This window comes from Danxiaibacter flavus, assembly GCF_041060425.1.
GTDB lineage: Bacteria > Bacteroidota > Bacteroidia > Chitinophagales > Chitinophagaceae > Danxiaibacter > Danxiaibacter flavus.
Genome location: NZ_JAULBC010000002.1, coordinates 925,172 through 941,346 on the forward strand (window position 1 = coordinate 925,172; position 16,175 = coordinate 941,346).

Consider the following 16,175-nt stretch of genomic DNA (forward strand, 5'->3'; position numbering starts at 1 on the left):
TTGACGTTCAAGCTATTAATCTTAAAATATCGATGAAAAAACTTCTCTTACTCATATCTGTTCTTTTCGGCATATCATCGTTTGCTCAATATAATCCTGAAAATGTCAATAAAAAAGCGGTTGCAGCCTATAATAGGGGGATTCAGGAACTACAAAATGGTCTTCCGGTAAAGGATGCGCTACCGTTATTAGAGAAAGCAGTTCAGTTAGACCCAAATTACATGGACGCCTATCTTTCTCTGGCCGGCGGCTACGCGGAGATTAGAGATTATTCAAAGTCCGTTGCCAATTACAAAAAAGCAAAAGACATTGACTCCAGCTATTTTAAAATATTCTACCTGCCCTATGCAACCAGCCTTGCTGCATCAGGTCAGTTTAATGAGGCACTGGATGCGGTGAACCATTTCCTGGAAATACCCAACCTGAACGACCGTAACAAGGCCAATGCTGAATACAAGAAAAAAACTTATGAGTTTGCGATAGATTATGCTTCAAAACATCCTGCAGACAACTATGTATTTGCGCCGATTAATTTAGGAGACAGCATAAACACGCCCAGGCATGAGTATTATCCCTCCTTCACCATCGACGATAGCATTTTTGTTTTCACACAAAATGGCGGCGGCATTCGTGAGAACTTTATGGAAAGCAGGCTAATGGATAGCGGCTATCATAAAGCAAAATTGATTGAAGGCGACATTAACGTAGAACCATCCAAGGGCGCATTGAATATTTCCCAGGATGGTGAATGGTTACTATTTGCAGGAAACTTTGCCAGGGGCTTCGGAAATTTTGATCTATACATTTCCTACAATACACCCACTGGTTGGAGCGAACCAACCAATCTGGGTCCTGCCATCAATACGGATTTTTGGGATAGCTCGCCAAGTTTGAGTCCGGATAAAAACACACTCTATTTCGCCAGTGACAGACCCGGCGGTTATGGAGGCAAGGATTTGTATGTTAGCTACAGACAGCCAAACGGAAAATGGTCGCAGGCAGAAAACATGGGGCCGAATATTAACACAAAGGGCGATGAATTGGCGCCATTTATCCATGCCGATAATCAGACTTTATATTTTACCAGCAGCGGTCTGCCCGGATACGGCAGCTTCGACATTTTTGTTACACGTAAAGGTGCCGACGGAAAATGGGGCGTACCCGAAAATATCGGTTATCCGGTAAATACGGTTGACAACGAAGGCAGTCTTTTCATCGCTTCAGATGGCGTTACCGGTTATTTTGCTGCCGACAGAGCTGACTCGCGTGGCGGGCTCGATCTGTATAAGTTTAAGCTGAGGGCAGATATTCGTCCTGCAAAAACATTGTACGTGCAGGGTTATGTTACAGACGCAACAACGCAAAAAGGAATCCCATGTTCTGTTGATCTGTTTGATGATAAAACACAACAACCGGTAACACATTTGCAAACCGATGAAACAGGGTTTTATTTTGTAACGCTGCCTGTAAACAAGGACTATACATTTGTGGTGAACCGCAAAGGATACCTGTTTTACAGCGATGTATTTGCCTTGGCAACCAAGCCTTCTGATAGTACATATAAAAAGAATATCAGTCTGCAGCCAATTGCCGTGAACTCTTCTGTCACGCTTAAGAACATCCAGTTTGAAACAAACTCATACAAACTTCAGCCGGTTAGTATTATCGAGCTGAACAAGCTGGTGCAGTTATTAAAAGACAATGAAACGGTAAAAGTGCAGATCAACGGCCATACAGATAACACCGGTACTCCGGCACAAAACATGCAACTATCACTTAACCGTGCTAAAGCCGTTGTTGAATACCTGGTATCAAACGGCATCGATGCCAAACGTCTTGCTGCAAAAGGCTTTGGCGAAACCAAACCTATTGCAGACAACAATACCGAGGAAGGCAAAGCTGCGAACAGGAGAACGGAGTTCGTAATAACGTCTATTTAATGGACAATTGAAAGTTGACAATTGAAAATGGGAGGCAATGGCTGATTTCGGATTTGAGGATGACTGATTTGCAAAGGTGCAGGACGCATTACAAATTCAACCACCAAATATTTCCAATCTCATTTCGTACCTACTTATGTGAAAAGTATTTGAGAAGAACTAATTTTTGAACTTATTTGTATGACGGAAACTGAGTCCTTAGAGCTATTAAAATATCATGGCTATAATCACGAAGATTTAGAGAATATTAAAACAAAACAAGGATTTCTTGGAATGTTGAGGCCATTTCAAGGCTCGTTATATGAAAAAAATTTCCATGAAGTAATGTCAATTTTGAGGACATTAAGCTATCACTTTAGAGATTCTCATATCAACAGACAAGTCATTTCTTCTTTTTGGAGCATTTGCTACTTCACAAGGTCTTGGGCACTCGATGAAGGAGGAATGCTGAGAAGAAACAAGCTTTTGAGTAATGAGCAGATTGAGCAATTGTCATCCTGGATTGACTGCATTTCAGCAACCATCAATAATCTGCTAAATGATATAGATGTAGATCAAGCCTTTGAATCATATGAACTTTATTTAAAAAAAGGATAAAAATTTAACTCTCCCGGTCGTTGTCGCGAATTGTCCGGGCTTTTTTGAGAGCACTGCGACCGAATTTATTTTTAACATCATCAATTGCCTTATAGAGATTGGTCTTTTTCTCAGCATCGTCAAACAAACTGCCTTGAACGGCGTGATTGGTGAGTTCGCTTAACCGCACGCCCAGCAACCTAACGGGGGTGCCTTTGCGATATAGTTTGTGAAAGAGATCTTTTGCAACAACGATCAATTCATCATCCCGGAATGTATAGTCGATGGACACCTGGCGGCTCGTGGTTTCAAAATTGGGATAACGTATTTTAACAGTGACGCAACCGGCAAGTTTTTCATCCTGGCGCAGTTCATACGCTATTTTTTCTGTCAGCCGAACCAATTCACTCAGAAGAAAAGTAACATCTGCGGTATTTTCATGAAAAGTATTTTCAGAGGAAATGGACTTTGCTTCATGATAAGGCTGCACAATTCCGTCATGCTTTCCATGTGCCTTATGCCAAAGCTCGATGCCATAGTTACCGAAATTAGTTTCCATGAATTGCTCGGAAGTCTTTACAATGTCCCCGATTGTTAGAATACCGGCAGCCTGTAGTGCGGCGTAGGTTTGCTTACCAACACCTGGGATCTTGCTGACCTTAAGGGGCGCCAAAAACATTTGTTCCATTCCAGGTTGAACAAAAATGTAGCCATTGGGTTTTGCTTCGTCAGTCGCAATTTTTGCAATCAGCTTATTGGTCGCCAAACCAAATGATATTGGTAACTGTGTTTGATCGATGATTTCTTTGCGAAGTTCTATGGTCCACTGATAAGGATCGAAATATTTATCCATTCCGGTAAGATCAACGTAAAACTCATCTATAGAAGCTTTTTCAAACAAAGGTGCTTTTGCCGCAATAATTTCCGTTACCCAACGGGAATATTTGCTATAGTCACTCCGTGTTCCCTGTAGCAAAATTGCTTGCGGGCAAAGCTTCATGGCCTGCTTCATCGGCATGGCACTATGAACGCCAAACTTGCGCGCTTCGTAACTGCAGGTCGTTACAACTCCCCTGTCCCTTGATCCGCCTACAATTACAGGCAATCCTTTCAGCGACGGGTTGTTCAACAACTCAACGCTTACAAAGAAAGAATCCAGGTCAAAATGGGCAATATAACGTTGCTTTTTACTCATGAAATACAAAGATAGCGGTTAGCTATCAGCTGTCAGATATCAGCTATCAGCTATCAGCCAGCTGTTTGATTTTAAATAGGTTAATTTCACGCAACGTACGCAAAGAGGCGGCGACGCGGCGAAAAGTTGTACGTTTTTAGTTGTACGTTATACGTTTAATAGCTTCGATATTTTACAACTTTGTGCTTCTTTGTGTCCATCGTGTCTTTGTGGTTCAAAAAACCGTGTTTCTCAGTGCCGTCCGTGCCTCCGTGGTTCAAACAACTACGCGGCTTTTTCCAGTTTTTTCAATACGTTGATCTCGTCGCGCACAATTGTATTGATGAGCTTAAATTGCTCGGCGATAGTTTTTAGATCTGACAGTGCCCGGCGAACAGTCATATCGCCTTCTCCATGACCTGTTTCTACCTCGCGGATCCGCTGTTCCAGCAAATCATTTACCCGGCGCATTACCGGAGATTCCAGGCTTTCAGCTTCGGTCAACACAACATCTTTATGCTCAGCAAGCTGAATAGAAAGATCCATTTGATCGCTAACCTTTTCAATCAACGGTTCAAAATCTGCCGAAGCATATTTATTCTTCGTCCGTTGCGCATAATAGGAAAGCGATGCTATGTAAGAGGTTAAAATATGATTACTTGCCACCAGCTGGTGGTAGTATGACAGATTTTTTTGCTGCGCTTTTGGTTCGGAAAGGATCTTCTGAAAATTATCAGAGAGGTTGGCCAATGCCACAAATGCTTCTTTACGGGCCGGCTTAAAATCTACAGGTTCGGCGCCAGTGTATAATTTCGTAACCGCATCAAAATACTTTTTATTGGCCTGAAGCATGGCAACAAGATATTGTTCAATCTGCCCGCGCTCCCAGGAGGGAAATACAAACAGTGCATAAAAGAATGCTATGGCAGATCCGATGGATGTATCAATCATCCTGTCTTTGATCACAGAACTGAAATCATTACTGCTTAAAAAGTGAAAGCTTACCAACACGTAAACCGTTATTCCTGCTGTCCCGATAAAATAATTGAGTTTGATAAAACTGTAAGAGAGGATCATTGCGATGATCATTATGATAGCAAGAGCAGTAGTGTCCTTGATAAAGTACAAAACTACAAAGCCGATAATCACTCCCACAATTGTGCCCAACAAACGATGGATGTTCCGCTGTCTCGTAAGGCTGTATGCCGGCTTCATGATCGTGATGATGGTCAGCAGGATCCAATAGCCATGACCGATCGGAAACAACAGGGATATAATGTAACCGGTAAGCATTGCCAACGTTACCCTTAACGCGTGCCTGAAATGATTTGATTTTAAACTAAGGTTCTCCAGGAGTAGCATCGGGTTAATTTCTGTTCGCTGAACGGCGGCATCCGGCTTTAACTCCGAAACCCATTTGCGTGCAGCTTTTTTATCGTTTTCCGCAAAGCTGCGCAACCGCTTTATTCTTTCGGCAACATCCTGTATGCTGTATAAAATTTGTCTGAGCCTGATGAACTTGCTGATATTGGTTGAATTCAATTCCTGTTTTCTTAACGCTACAAATGCATTTACGGCATCCTGCACTTTTTCCTCCATTTCTTTCGGTTCGCCTAAAGAAATACCACTTTGCACCGCAAGTCCGATTTCAAACAGTTCTTCGGCCATCGCATCAATGCAATCATAGTATTTATTCAGCATGCCCGTATCATCCAGTTCCTTATGAAGCTCTTCATAATCCTGCTGGGATGTCATTACGCTTTCCATCAGGTCCACGCTATCCAGGAACATCATCATCAATGACCTGCCGCGCACCGTAGACTCTTCAATAATGCGCCTGGTTTTAAACAGCATTTCGCGCAAGTCTTCCTGGTGCTGGTGAATCTTTACCTGCAGGCTGATCATCTGGTTGTAGAGCGCGTTATAATTAGGATCCTTTTTATAAAAAAGCGATTTAAGATGAAGGTAGTTGGAGATCTCTGTAAGACTTTCACCCAACAGTTGCTGTATAAACATGTATGGTCGCAAAGTATTCAGCAACATACTTAACAGCGCATACCATACCCCGCCGATCGAAAAGTATAAGCATGTCTGCCAGAGGTTCGAACCCTGCATGTGGCCATCCACATTAAAAGTAAATGCAACCAGAGCAATTAAACCGATCGAAGAAACCCTGTTTCCATATACGCCGATCAGGGAAAAAAACATCCCAAAAACGATAATGCAGATAATGGTTAACGTTGGACTTGTATGAACTATGCCTGTAACCAGCAAAACAAGCACGTTAATAATGAGACTGGCAATAAGACTATTTCTCCGGTGATGTTCAGGGCCGGGGCTATCTGTAAGGCTCACACACAATGCCCCCAAGGGCAATGCGATCATCGTTTGCAACAGGCCAAAACGGTTAAGAATGATTGCAGGAATAATAACGCCTGCGGTGATTCTGACGCCGCTGTATAAATATTGGCTGGTGATAAATTTCCGTAGTTCTCTGCTATAATCCAGGCTTTTCAATCCTTTGCTTAATCCCATACCAAAAACGTTGAATGTATACGAAGATACAATGTAATATACTTGAGACAAGAATACCGTAAACTGCCTTAAAAATTAAGGGTGATTTGTATTTTTTTTTAACGAGAATTTCATTCGCATTAGTCAAACTTTATATGTAATGTTGTAATATAAACACCACCCCCAATGGAAATCGAATTAATATTGCCAATGAAAACTCCCGGGTTCGGGGAAGATTTGGTCACAGCAGAAAAAAACTTCATAAAAAAGGTAATGCCTCTTGCCGACTCTTTTTTCACTTTTGCTAAAGTCAACGAAGTTTTTAACACCGAAAAAAGAAAACGAATTACACGCAAATTTAAACTGGTCAAAGTGCACAAATCTGATATATTCAGGCCTTTTCAGTTTGTGATATGTAAAAATTAAACATCTTATAGCAAGCCGCAAGATGTTGTAAAGAAGAACAATCATGTTTTTTATAGCAAGAGAATAAAAAGTGTGGTTAGGCAACTTAAAACAACATACTGTAATTTGAAGTTTCTGTATCCCCTGTAAATAATACCAAAACTACTTGCGGCTGCTTTTTAGTTATACGTTTTAAGTGATACGTTTTAAGTTTTACGTTTTAAGTTTTACGTTATACGTTTATCTGAGCGATAAATCCGCCCTTCCTACTGTCTTACTTTCTTACCATCTTAAACGTCTTACGGTCTTACGATCTTACTGTCTTACGGTCTTACGATCTTACTGTCTTACTGTCTTACGGTCTTCTTAAGCTCTTACCTTTCTTCCTCCTAAAAACATTTGCCTTCTTATCTGCTGTACGGGCACATTCTGTATTTTACTTTCCAGCCAGGAGATAATATCCAGGTACATAAATGATCTTGTCTCAAGCGGATTGTCGTGATATTTTTCAAGCTTTTCTTTTAAAAGTCTGAAAGCGGGAATGATCTGTTTGGCCTGAAGCGAAAAAGATTTACGAAGGAATTTAAAAATCTCCTCCTCTACCACACTCAAATTTTTCATATTGGCCATGAAGCGATAAACTGATTTAATCAGATATTCGAGGATACTGTAGTTGCCTAATTCATAGTGTGCAATAAGATGCAGCAGACGTGCATAACATTGAAGATCTGTACGCAGATCAACCTTCCAGTTAATGATCTTATTCAGGTAATCAATTGCCTTTTCATTGTCACCACTTCCAAAATACAAACACGCTATTTTGTAGTAGAATACAAGAATACGATGTCTGTCCAGATTAAGCTCATATTCCTTGATTTTCTCTTCAATCACACGCACCAATTCAAGCCCCTGGCTGAAAGTTCCTTCAAGGAAATGCCGGTCAATTTTAGCCGTGTACAAATACACAAAAGTTTGAATAAGTATGTTTGTGTTCAAGGCACTATTATGCGAAGAAGCAAAAGCTTCAAACTGTTCAAGTGTTTCATTATAGCGGTCATAATTATTCAGCACAAAGTGTGCAGTAAGTAAATTATGAAGACCTTTAATGTATTGTCCGGCCTCAGAAATTTTCATTTGAGGCTCTGCATCAAAGATATCCACCCATTTCTGAGCATACCGGTAGAAGGACAACAAATCCTGCATAATGAACGTGTACCAGCAATATGACTGGTACAAATACATTTTTTCATAGAAGCCCATTTTGGAGATGCTATGCTTGGGAAGGTTAGTTTCAAAAAACAGCTTAATCGCACTAACATCTTTTTCGTCCCTGGCATGTCCCATTTTAATGTACCAGCTATATAACTGAAGCGATAGGTTAGACACCTTCACCAGCAACGAAACATGATCCGTCAGTTCTTTCGCCTCACTAGCCAGTTTCTCCGCACGGTCTTCCATGCTGCGGGTGATATGGAGGGATTCAATTTTCTTCTCAAACAAAACGGCTTCTAACTGAAAAACAAGTTGATGGGAGCCCTTTGCGTGCTCTTTTATTTTTTCAAGTGTTTTCAGGCTTTGAAGGTAAAGGCCGCGGTTATATAAAATGCGTGCGTAATCCATCAGTTCATGCAACTGCAAATCAATATTGTCATCATCCTTCACCTGCCGCAAACCTGCTAACAACTGTTTGTACAGATATCCTTTTATGTTAGATAGCTGTTGCTTCTTAATGGAAGGATTTTTCTGCAGCAGCAATTCTTCATCGTACTCGTCCATTTTATCCAGCGCATCAAACAATTGCACTACTTTCAAATCATCCGTACCTGTCTGGCGTTTAACAAATAGCTTAAAATTCCTCTTATCACCTTTGGAAAGAGATTTAACCAACTGAAATAACTCGTCTGTGGTACGTTTAGCCATCGTAAATAAACTGTTTAAGAATCCTTGCCAGATAAGGGTTTCAACTATATTAAGACCCGTTATCTACCGTAAAACCTGCATAAATATGGTTTTATTTAAGCGCAATCTGCAAATATATTTGAACAATGCAGGCTGATTTAAGTTTATGGCAGGCAACCAAAATTAAACAGTCTGCATAATTTTTTTATCTAAAACATTCATATGTCGGCTAAAAAGATAGACATTTTTGACACTACTTTAAGAGATGGCGAACAAGTTCCCGGTTGTAAATTAAATACAAAAGAGAAGATAGAGCTGGCGCTGGCATTAGAGAATTTAGGTGTGGACATTATTGAAGCAGGTTTTCCTATTTCAAGTCCCGGCGATTTTGCTTCCGTACAGGAAATAGCTAAAGTAATAACAAATGCAACTGTTTGTGGCCTGACAAGAGCGGTGCAGAAAGATATAGAGGTTGCTGCAGAGGCACTTAAACTTGCTAAACGTCCCCGTATACATACCGGCATTGGATCTTCAGATATACATATTAAACACAAATTCAATACAACAAGAGAAGTTATCCTGGAAAGGGCAACTGCCGCAGTTAAACTTGCGCGCAATTTTGTGGATGATGTTGAATTCTTTGCTGAAGATGCAGGACGCGCAGACCTGCAATTTTTGGCAAAGCTGGTTGAAACGGTTATTGCTGCAGGTGCCACTGTAGTAAATATCCCTGATACTACGGGTTATTGCCTGCCTCATGAATATGGCAGCAAGATTGCCTATTTAATGAACAATGTTCCTAACATAGATAAAGCAATCCTTTCATGCCATTGTCATAATGATCTTGGTCTTGCCACCGCCAATTCTATTGCCGGCGCGGTTGCGGGTGCGCGCCAGATCGAGTGTACCATCAACGGTATCGGCGAAAGAGCAGGAAACACATCACTTGAAGAAGTAGTGATGATCATCAAAAAACACCAGGATCTTAACCTTTATACCAACATTAAGTCAGAACAGTTGAATCCCGTTAGCCGCCTGGTTTCTGATACCATGCGTATGCCGGTGCAGCCTAACAAGGCGATTGTTGGTTGCAACGCCTTCTCTCATTCATCAGGTATTCACCAGGATGGATTTCTGAAAGAAGCGCTTACTTACGAAATTATTGCTCCGGAAGAAGTAGGTGCTGATACTTCTAAAATTGTACTTACTGCCCGCAGCGGCCGCAGTGCACTTGCCCACCGCTTGTTAAAACTCGGTTTTGAATACAATCGCAATGATATTGACGTGTTGTACCAGGAATTCCTGAAAATAGCTGATGCGAAGAAAGAAGTGGAAGACAGCGACCTGAAAGAAATGGCGAATGCTTACGTAGCAGTTGGGATATAGTACATTTGAGATTTGAAATTTGAGATTTAGGATTTCGTCAATCTTAAATCTCAAATTTCAAATCTCAAATCCTTAATATTTAGAACAGGTTTTTAAAGAGATAAAAATGGCGAAAACATTATTTGATAAGATTTGGGAGAAACATGTAGTTAAGAATATTGAAGGCGGTCCTTCTGTATTTTACATCGATACGCATTTTATTCATGAGGTTACCAGTCCACAGGCTTTTAAAGGACTGGAGAAAAGAGGTTTACAGGTTTTCCGTCCCAAACAGGTGGTTGCAACAGCAGACCACAACGTTCCTACGCTTAATCAGCATCTTCCCATCAAAGAAGAATTATCACGTTTACAAGTACAAACATTACAGGATAACTGTAAAAAGTTTGGCATTGAATTATACGGTTTAGGCCATCCTTACCAGGGCATCGTTCACGTAATCGGCCCTGAGCTGGGTATTACTCAGCCAGGCATGACGATTGTTTGCGGTGACAGCCACACTTCTACACACGGCGCATTTGGAACAATTGCATTTGGTATCGGTACCAGTGAAGTTGAAATGGTATTGGCTACCCAGTGCCTTATGCAGAGCAAACCCAAGCTGATGCGTATTAATGTTGACGGCGAACTGAACAAAGGTGTTGTTTCTAAAGACATCATTCTATATATCATATCTAAAATATCTGCGAGTGGTGCAACAGGTTATGCTGTTGAATATGCAGGAAGCGCAATCCGCAACCTAAGTATGGAAGCACGCATGACCATCTGCAATATGAGCATTGAAATGGGTGCCCGTTGTGGTATGATTGCCCCCGATCAAACAACTTTCGATTACATTAAAGGCAGAGAGTTTGCTCCTAAAGGTGATGCATGGGATAATGCAGTTGCAGAATGGCAAACTTTATATTCCGATGCTGACGCGAAGTTTGATGTTGAACTGAACATTAAAGCGGAAGACATTGAACCGATGATCACCTACGGTACAAACCCGGGCATGGGCATCGGCGTTACTGGCCATATACCTGCATTAACTGAGATTGATGAAAAAGAAAAAGTTTCTTATCAAAAATCTCTTAACTACATGGGTCTTGAGCCTGGTGCGGATATCAAAGGCAGAAAGGTTGACTATGTTTTCATCGGAAGCTGCACCAACAGCCGCATTGAAGATTTGAGAATGGTAGCCTCTTTTGTAAAAGGCAAGAAGAAAGCGGATGATGTGGAAGTTTGGGTTGTGCCTGGTAGTAAACAGGTAGAAAAACAAGCCATTGAAGAAGGTATCAACAAAATATTTGAAGAAGCAGGTTTTATTTTAAGACAACCAGGATGCTCTGCGTGCCTTGGCATGAATGAAGATAAAATTCCTGCAGGTAAATATTGCATTAGTACAAGTAACAGAAACTTTGAAGGAAGGCAGGGTCCTAATGCAAGAACATTCCTCGCCAGCCCGTTAACAGCGGCAGTTGCAGCAGTTACCGGTAAGGTTGGCGATGTTAGAGAATTTATTTAGGCGTGAGGCTTAAGGTTAAACAGCCTTACACCTGATACCTCACACCTTATACCTTACACCTTACACCTAAAACGTATTCTATGCCGACCATTAAATGGGACACAACCTTATATGACAACAAACACAATTTCGTATCTAAATACGGAGAAGGTGTTGTCGCCTGGTTACAGCCTTTGGACGGAGAACAGATCCTTGATCTGGGTTGCGGAACAGGTCAGCTGGCAAATGAAATAGGAGGTCACGGTGCAAAGGTTAAAGGGATGGATGCATCACCGGAAATGATTGCTAAAGCAAAAAGCGCTTATCCGGACATTCAATTTGAAGTAAAAGATGCAACGGATTTTTCTTACGATGAGCCCTTTGATGCGGTTTTCTCCAATGCCACACTGCATTGGATCAACAAGCAGGAAGATGCCATCCGTTGCATTTACAACACTTTGAAACCAGGCGGAAGATTTGTTTTTGAGATGGGTGGCAAGTATAATGTAAGAAGCATTTACGAAGCAGTTGAGAAAGCAATGATTGAAGAAGGTTTGAAGGATGAAATATCCAATGACTTCTGGTTCTTTCCATCCGTTGCCGAATATGCAACACTTTTGGAAAAGCAAGGGTTCGTGATACAGGAAGCTGCTTATTTTGAAAGGGAGACTGAACTTGTTGGAGCAGAAGGAATGAAGGATTGGATCCATATGTTTGGATCTTTCTTTTTCAAAAATATATCGAAAGAAAGGGCCGCAACCATCACTGATAAAGCCGTTGAATTGCTTAGACCAACAAATCTGCGGGATGGCATTTGGTACGCGGATTATGTAAGATTAAGAATGAAGGCCATTAAACATTAAGGCCAAACAACAAAAAAGAGAAAGACGATTTAAAATAAAGATCATCATGAGCAAAAGCATTAACATAGTAGAAAGCACAGTCGTTCCGATTAATATTGAAAACATTGACACGGATCAGATCATTCCTGCACGTTTTTTGAAAGCAACAAGCAGGGATGGCTTTGGAAAGAACCTGTTTCGCGACTGGCGTTTTGAAAATGATGATGAGAATAATCCAAAAAAAGATTTTGTGCTGAACAACCCTACATTTAAGGGTAAAGTTCTGGTAGCGGCAAAAAACTTCGGTTGCGGTTCTTCAAGAGAACATGCTGCATGGGCCATTAAAGATTACGGTTTTGATGTTGTGGTGAGCAGCTTTTTTGCTGACATCTTTAAAAACAACGCGCTCAATAACTTTTTGCTCCCTGTTACCGTTAGCGAAGATTTTCTGCAACAAATTTTTGATGCGGTTCAAAAAGATGCGGATACTGAAATTGAAGTTAACCTGGAGAATCAATATATCAGGATTGTGTCTACAGGCGCACAGGAATCATTCGACATCAACAGCTATAAAAAAACATGCCTTTTAAATGGGTATGATGATATCGACTATTTACTGAGTATGAAAGGTGAGATTGAAGCATTTGAAACAAAAAAGAACTAAGCTATGCGCTTTATGTTATAGGTTAAACCCCAACACTGATAAAAACAGCACTTCGTTTTGAAAGAAATAAATAACATACCGGCAACAGATCAATCCGAAAAGGAAATCACATCAGCAAGAATGGAAGCAGGCGCTTTCATAACGGTGAAAGACTTGACGATAAAGTATCGCCAACAGGTTATATTAAGCAATATTTCTTTCACTGTAAATCGTGGTGAACAATGGCTCATCACCGGAAAGGCTGGTATCGGCAAATCTGCTCTTGGTAAGGCCATTTGTGGTAAAATCTACAGCAACGGAGCAATCAATCTTGACTTCAGCAAAACATCCCCGTTAAAAAAGAAAATAGTATTTGTTGAACAATGGTATCATTTCACCAATACAGCCGGCGTTAGCGATCTGTATTATCAGCAACGCTATCAAAGTTCGGATGCGGAAGATACCATAACAGTACTCGAAGATCTTAAACGGTCTTTTGATCTTTCCAATAAACAAACGGCAGAAAAAGCCAACAGCTACCTGGAACAACTCGGTTTGTTTCATCGTATACATGCACCGCTGATCCAATTATCCAGTGGTGAACAAAAGAAATTACAACTGATCAAAGCTTTTTTAGAAGAAGCGCAATTGATCATCATAGATAACGCATTTATAGGGCTGGATGTAGACGCAAGAAAAAATCTGGATGCAATATTCAGCAGACTCACGCTGAAGGGTATGCAGCTGATTTTGATTGCGGATACAGAAGAAATTCCTGGTTGCATTACGCACATCGCGGAATTGAAAGAAATGCACATCAGCGTAAAAACAAAAGAGGTCTATACGCTCCAACAACAACCGGCCTCTCATAAAGAGGCTTCTTACAAAAAAATCCTCGCCGGCCTCCATACGATTGACAAACCTTCCTTTGGCTTTTCGAATGCGGTTACATTAAATAATGTTTCCGTTAAATACGGTGCAAAAACTGTATTAAAAAATATTCACTGGAAAATAAACAAAGGTGAAAAATGGTTATTGCAAGGGCATAACGGCGCAGGAAAATCAACTTTATTAAGCTTGCTTACAGGTGATAACCCGCAGGCTTATGCCAATGAAATTTATCTCTTTGACAAAAAGAGAGGAACAGGTGAAACCATCTGGGATATTAAAAAAAAGATAGGATACTCCTCTCCTGAATTACATTGGTACTTTGATAACAACACAACTTGTCTTGATACCGTTGTATCAGGATTTTATGATACAACAGGCTTATACAGAAAACCGACAGAACAGCAACTGGCCGAAGCCAATAACTGGCTTTCCTATTTACACATGACAGAGATTGCCAACAAGCGTTTGAAAGATGTGTCTATAGGCCAGCAAAGAATGTTGTTGTTAGCGAGAGCGTTGGTTAAGAATCCACCGCTGGTAATACTGGATGAACCTTGCCAGGGATTGGATGTGGAGCAAAGCAATCAGTTTATCAGCATAGTTGATGCACTGATGCATAACAACGAACGGACATTGATTTATGTAAGCCATCGCAAGGACCAGATTCCACAATGCATTAACCATGCGATGTTGCTGGATGAAGGCATGCAAAAAAACGTAACACTTCAAAACGACCAACAAGAAAAACAAATAGCATAAAACAAAACTCCCCTACGGGAAAATAATATGAAAAAGAAGATTGCAGTAATTAATGGAGACGGTATAGGACCGGAAGTGACCAAACAATCTATCAAGGTGCTGGATGCCATAGCAGCACAATTCAATCATGAATTCACTTACGAGCATTGCCTGATGGGCGCTGATGCTATTGACAAAACGGGTAATCCTTTACCTGATGAAACAGTAGAGATCTGCCTTAACAGCGATGCCATTTTGTTTGGAGCCATCGGTCATCCGAAATATGACAATGATCCTACCGCAAAAGTTCGCCCCGAACAAGGACTATTAAAACTGCGCAAATCTTTACAACTATACGCGAATATTCGCCCCATTACAACTTACACTGCGTTACAGCATTTATCTCCTTTAAAAGCAAAACAACTGGAAGATGTAGATTTCGTTATCTTCCGTGAGCTTACAGGCGGTATTTATTTTGGCAAGAAGGAACTAAGTGAAGATGGAAATACAGCAAGCGACAACTGCCTGTACACAAAACCTGAAATAGAAAGAGTAACACACCTCGCTTTTCAATATGCACAAAACAGGAAAAAGAAATTAACGCTGGTTGATAAAGCCAACGTTCTGGAAACATCCCGTTTGTGGAGAAAAGTTGTGCAGGAAATTGCTGCACAATACAGCGATGTTACTGTTGACTATATGTTTGTTGATAATGCAGCAATGCAGATCATTCTTAATCCGAAACAATTTGATGTAGTTCTTACTGAGAATATGTTTGGTGACATCATCAGCGATGAAGCCAGCGTATTAAGCGGCTCTCTTGGTCTCGCTCCATCTGCATCGATCGGTACCGGCGCTGCATTATTTGAACCTATCCATGGTTCTTATCCGCAGGCTGCAGGAAAAGATATTGCGAATCCTTTAGGTTCAATTTTATCAGCTGCAATGTTGCTTGATAATTTCGGATTAGCAAAAGAAGCAAATCTTGTTCGCGAAGCAGTTAACTGGACACTAGCCAACGGCTTCGTTACAAAAGATATTGATCCCATCAACTTTTACTTCACTTCTACCATCGGCGACCTGATCAGCGAATACGTATCAGGAAAAATCCCCGATGGTGTGAATAAGGGAAATATAGAGTTGAGGAAGTCTACGATCATATAACCTGGATTAAACAGATTTATTGGATTTTTTGGATTAGAACCTTTTGGTTCATATCCTTCTAAATTCCGGTGAATCCGAAAAATCCCACAAATCCTGGTCAAAATCCAGGTAAGTTCTTTGTTTATTAACTTGGCGATTGTATATTCGTGGAACAATTTTATTCCATGTTTAACAGCAATAACAATACTATCATTCGCAACATTTCCACAATTATTGTGGTGGTGGTAGTCATTATTATTCCTGCTTTGCATGGAGGTGGTTAACTAGTATAAACACAATAACGATATACGAACCCGCCTCTCACAAAGGCGGGTTTTTCATTTGGATAAGTCTTGATTTGGATTTATCGGATTATGAGATTAAAGGATTAATACAAATAAAATCCAATAATCCACTAATCCAACAAATCCCGATTTAGACAAATATCCAAATCAAAATCAGTCTTGATCAGGATTATCGGATTAAAGGATCAACGGGATAATAATCCCACAATTCACTAATCCTCCAAATCCCGATCCGG

11 protein-coding genes are annotated in these 16,175 nt (G+C 40.7%); 8 read left to right on the forward strand and 3 right to left on the reverse strand.

Annotated elements, in window-relative coordinates; all coding sequences use genetic code 11:
- Positions 1 to 32: 32 nt before the first annotated feature.
- The gene (locus QTN47_RS09375; protein WP_369329096.1) at positions 33 to 1,940 is read left to right on the forward strand and encodes an OmpA family protein; all 1,908 of its coding nucleotides are present in this window, start codon (positions 33 to 35) and stop codon (positions 1,938 to 1,940) included.
- Between the two features lie 180 nt (positions 1,941 to 2,120).
- Complete coding sequence (locus QTN47_RS09380) at positions 2,121 to 2,537, forward strand: hypothetical protein (protein WP_369329097.1); 417 nt, start codon at positions 2,121 to 2,123, stop codon at positions 2,535 to 2,537.
- Positions 2,538 to 2,541: 4 nt separating this feature from the next.
- Here the strand turns inward: QTN47_RS09380 and dinB are convergent, their stop codons facing one another.
- The 3 genes from dinB to QTN47_RS09395 all read right to left on the reverse strand — a co-directional run bounded on the left by dinB (position 2,542) and on the right by QTN47_RS09395 (position 8,529).
- Positions 2,542 to 3,711: a DNA polymerase IV gene (gene dinB, locus QTN47_RS09385; protein ID WP_369329098.1), complete on the reverse strand. Its 1,170-nt coding sequence runs from the start codon at positions 3,709 to 3,711 to the stop codon at positions 2,542 to 2,544.
- A 264-nt stretch (positions 3,712 to 3,975) separates the two neighbouring features.
- Positions 3,976 to 6,225 carry an FUSC family protein gene (locus QTN47_RS09390; RefSeq protein WP_369329099.1) on the reverse strand — a complete coding sequence of 750 codons (2,250 nt, stop codon included), beginning with the start codon at positions 6,223 to 6,225 and terminating at the stop codon, positions 3,976 to 3,978.
- Positions 6,226 to 6,975: 750 nt separating this feature from the next.
- The gene (locus QTN47_RS09395; RefSeq protein WP_369329100.1) at positions 6,976 to 8,529 is read right to left on the reverse strand and encodes a hypothetical protein; all 1,554 of its coding nucleotides are present in this window, start codon (positions 8,527 to 8,529) and stop codon (positions 6,976 to 6,978) included.
- Positions 8,530 to 8,730: 201 nt separating this feature from the next.
- On the opposite strand from QTN47_RS09395, the gene QTN47_RS09400 reads away from it, so the two are divergent.
- The 6 genes from QTN47_RS09400 (at position 8,731) to leuB (ending at position 15,655) form a co-directional block, all read left to right on the forward strand.
- The gene (locus QTN47_RS09400) at positions 8,731 to 9,894 is read left to right on the forward strand and encodes a 2-isopropylmalate synthase (protein ID WP_369329101.1); all 1,164 of its coding nucleotides are present in this window, start codon (positions 8,731 to 8,733) and stop codon (positions 9,892 to 9,894) included.
- A gap of 106 nt (positions 9,895 to 10,000) precedes the next feature.
- The gene (leuC, locus tag QTN47_RS09405) at positions 10,001 to 11,398 is read left to right on the forward strand and encodes a 3-isopropylmalate dehydratase large subunit (protein WP_369329102.1); all 1,398 of its coding nucleotides are present in this window, start codon (positions 10,001 to 10,003) and stop codon (positions 11,396 to 11,398) included.
- Between the two features lie 80 nt (positions 11,399 to 11,478).
- Positions 11,479 to 12,240 carry a class I SAM-dependent methyltransferase gene (locus tag QTN47_RS09410; RefSeq protein WP_369329103.1) on the forward strand — a complete coding sequence of 254 codons (762 nt, stop codon included), beginning with the start codon at positions 11,479 to 11,481 and terminating at the stop codon, positions 12,238 to 12,240.
- A 46-nt stretch (positions 12,241 to 12,286) separates the two neighbouring features.
- Positions 12,287 to 12,883 (forward strand): 3-isopropylmalate dehydratase small subunit, encoded by a 597-nt coding sequence (leuD, locus tag QTN47_RS09415; RefSeq protein WP_369329104.1) that lies wholly within the window; start codon positions 12,287 to 12,289, stop codon positions 12,881 to 12,883.
- 57 nt (positions 12,884 to 12,940) lie between these two features.
- Positions 12,941 to 14,512, forward strand: a complete 1,572-nt coding sequence (locus QTN47_RS09420; RefSeq protein WP_369329105.1) for an ATP-binding cassette domain-containing protein — start codon at positions 12,941 to 12,943, stop codon at positions 14,510 to 14,512.
- Positions 14,513 to 14,539: 27 nt separating this feature from the next.
- The gene (gene leuB, locus QTN47_RS09425; RefSeq protein WP_369329106.1) at positions 14,540 to 15,655 is read left to right on the forward strand and encodes a 3-isopropylmalate dehydrogenase; all 1,116 of its coding nucleotides are present in this window, start codon (positions 14,540 to 14,542) and stop codon (positions 15,653 to 15,655) included.
- Positions 15,656 to 16,175: the final 520 nt, after the last annotated feature.

Coding starts and splice junctions, on each gene's coding strand:
- QTN47_RS09395 (WP_369329100.1), bottom strand. CDS start 8,529: ATGGCTAAACGTACCACAGACGAGTTATTTCAGTTGGTTAAATCTCTT.
- QTN47_RS09400 (WP_369329101.1), top strand. CDS start 8,731: ATGTCGGCTAAAAAGATAGACATTTTTGACACTACTTTAAGAGATGGC.
- QTN47_RS09375 (WP_369329096.1), top strand. CDS start 33: ATGAAAAAACTTCTCTTACTCATATCTGTTCTTTTCGGCATATCATCG.
- QTN47_RS09410 (WP_369329103.1), top strand. CDS start 11,479: ATGCCGACCATTAAATGGGACACAACCTTATATGACAACAAACACAAT.
- QTN47_RS09390 (WP_369329099.1), bottom strand. CDS start 6,225: ATGGGATTAAGCAAAGGATTGAAAAGCCTGGATTATAGCAGAGAACTA.
- leuD (WP_369329104.1), top strand. CDS start 12,287: ATGAGCAAAAGCATTAACATAGTAGAAAGCACAGTCGTTCCGATTAAT.
- leuC (WP_369329102.1), top strand. CDS start 10,001: ATGGCGAAAACATTATTTGATAAGATTTGGGAGAAACATGTAGTTAAG.
- leuB (WP_369329106.1), top strand. CDS start 14,540: ATGAAAAAGAAGATTGCAGTAATTAATGGAGACGGTATAGGACCGGAA.
- dinB (WP_369329098.1), bottom strand. CDS start 3,711: ATGAGTAAAAAGCAACGTTATATTGCCCATTTTGACCTGGATTCTTTC.
- QTN47_RS09380 (WP_369329097.1), top strand. CDS start 2,121: ATGACGGAAACTGAGTCCTTAGAGCTATTAAAATATCATGGCTATAAT.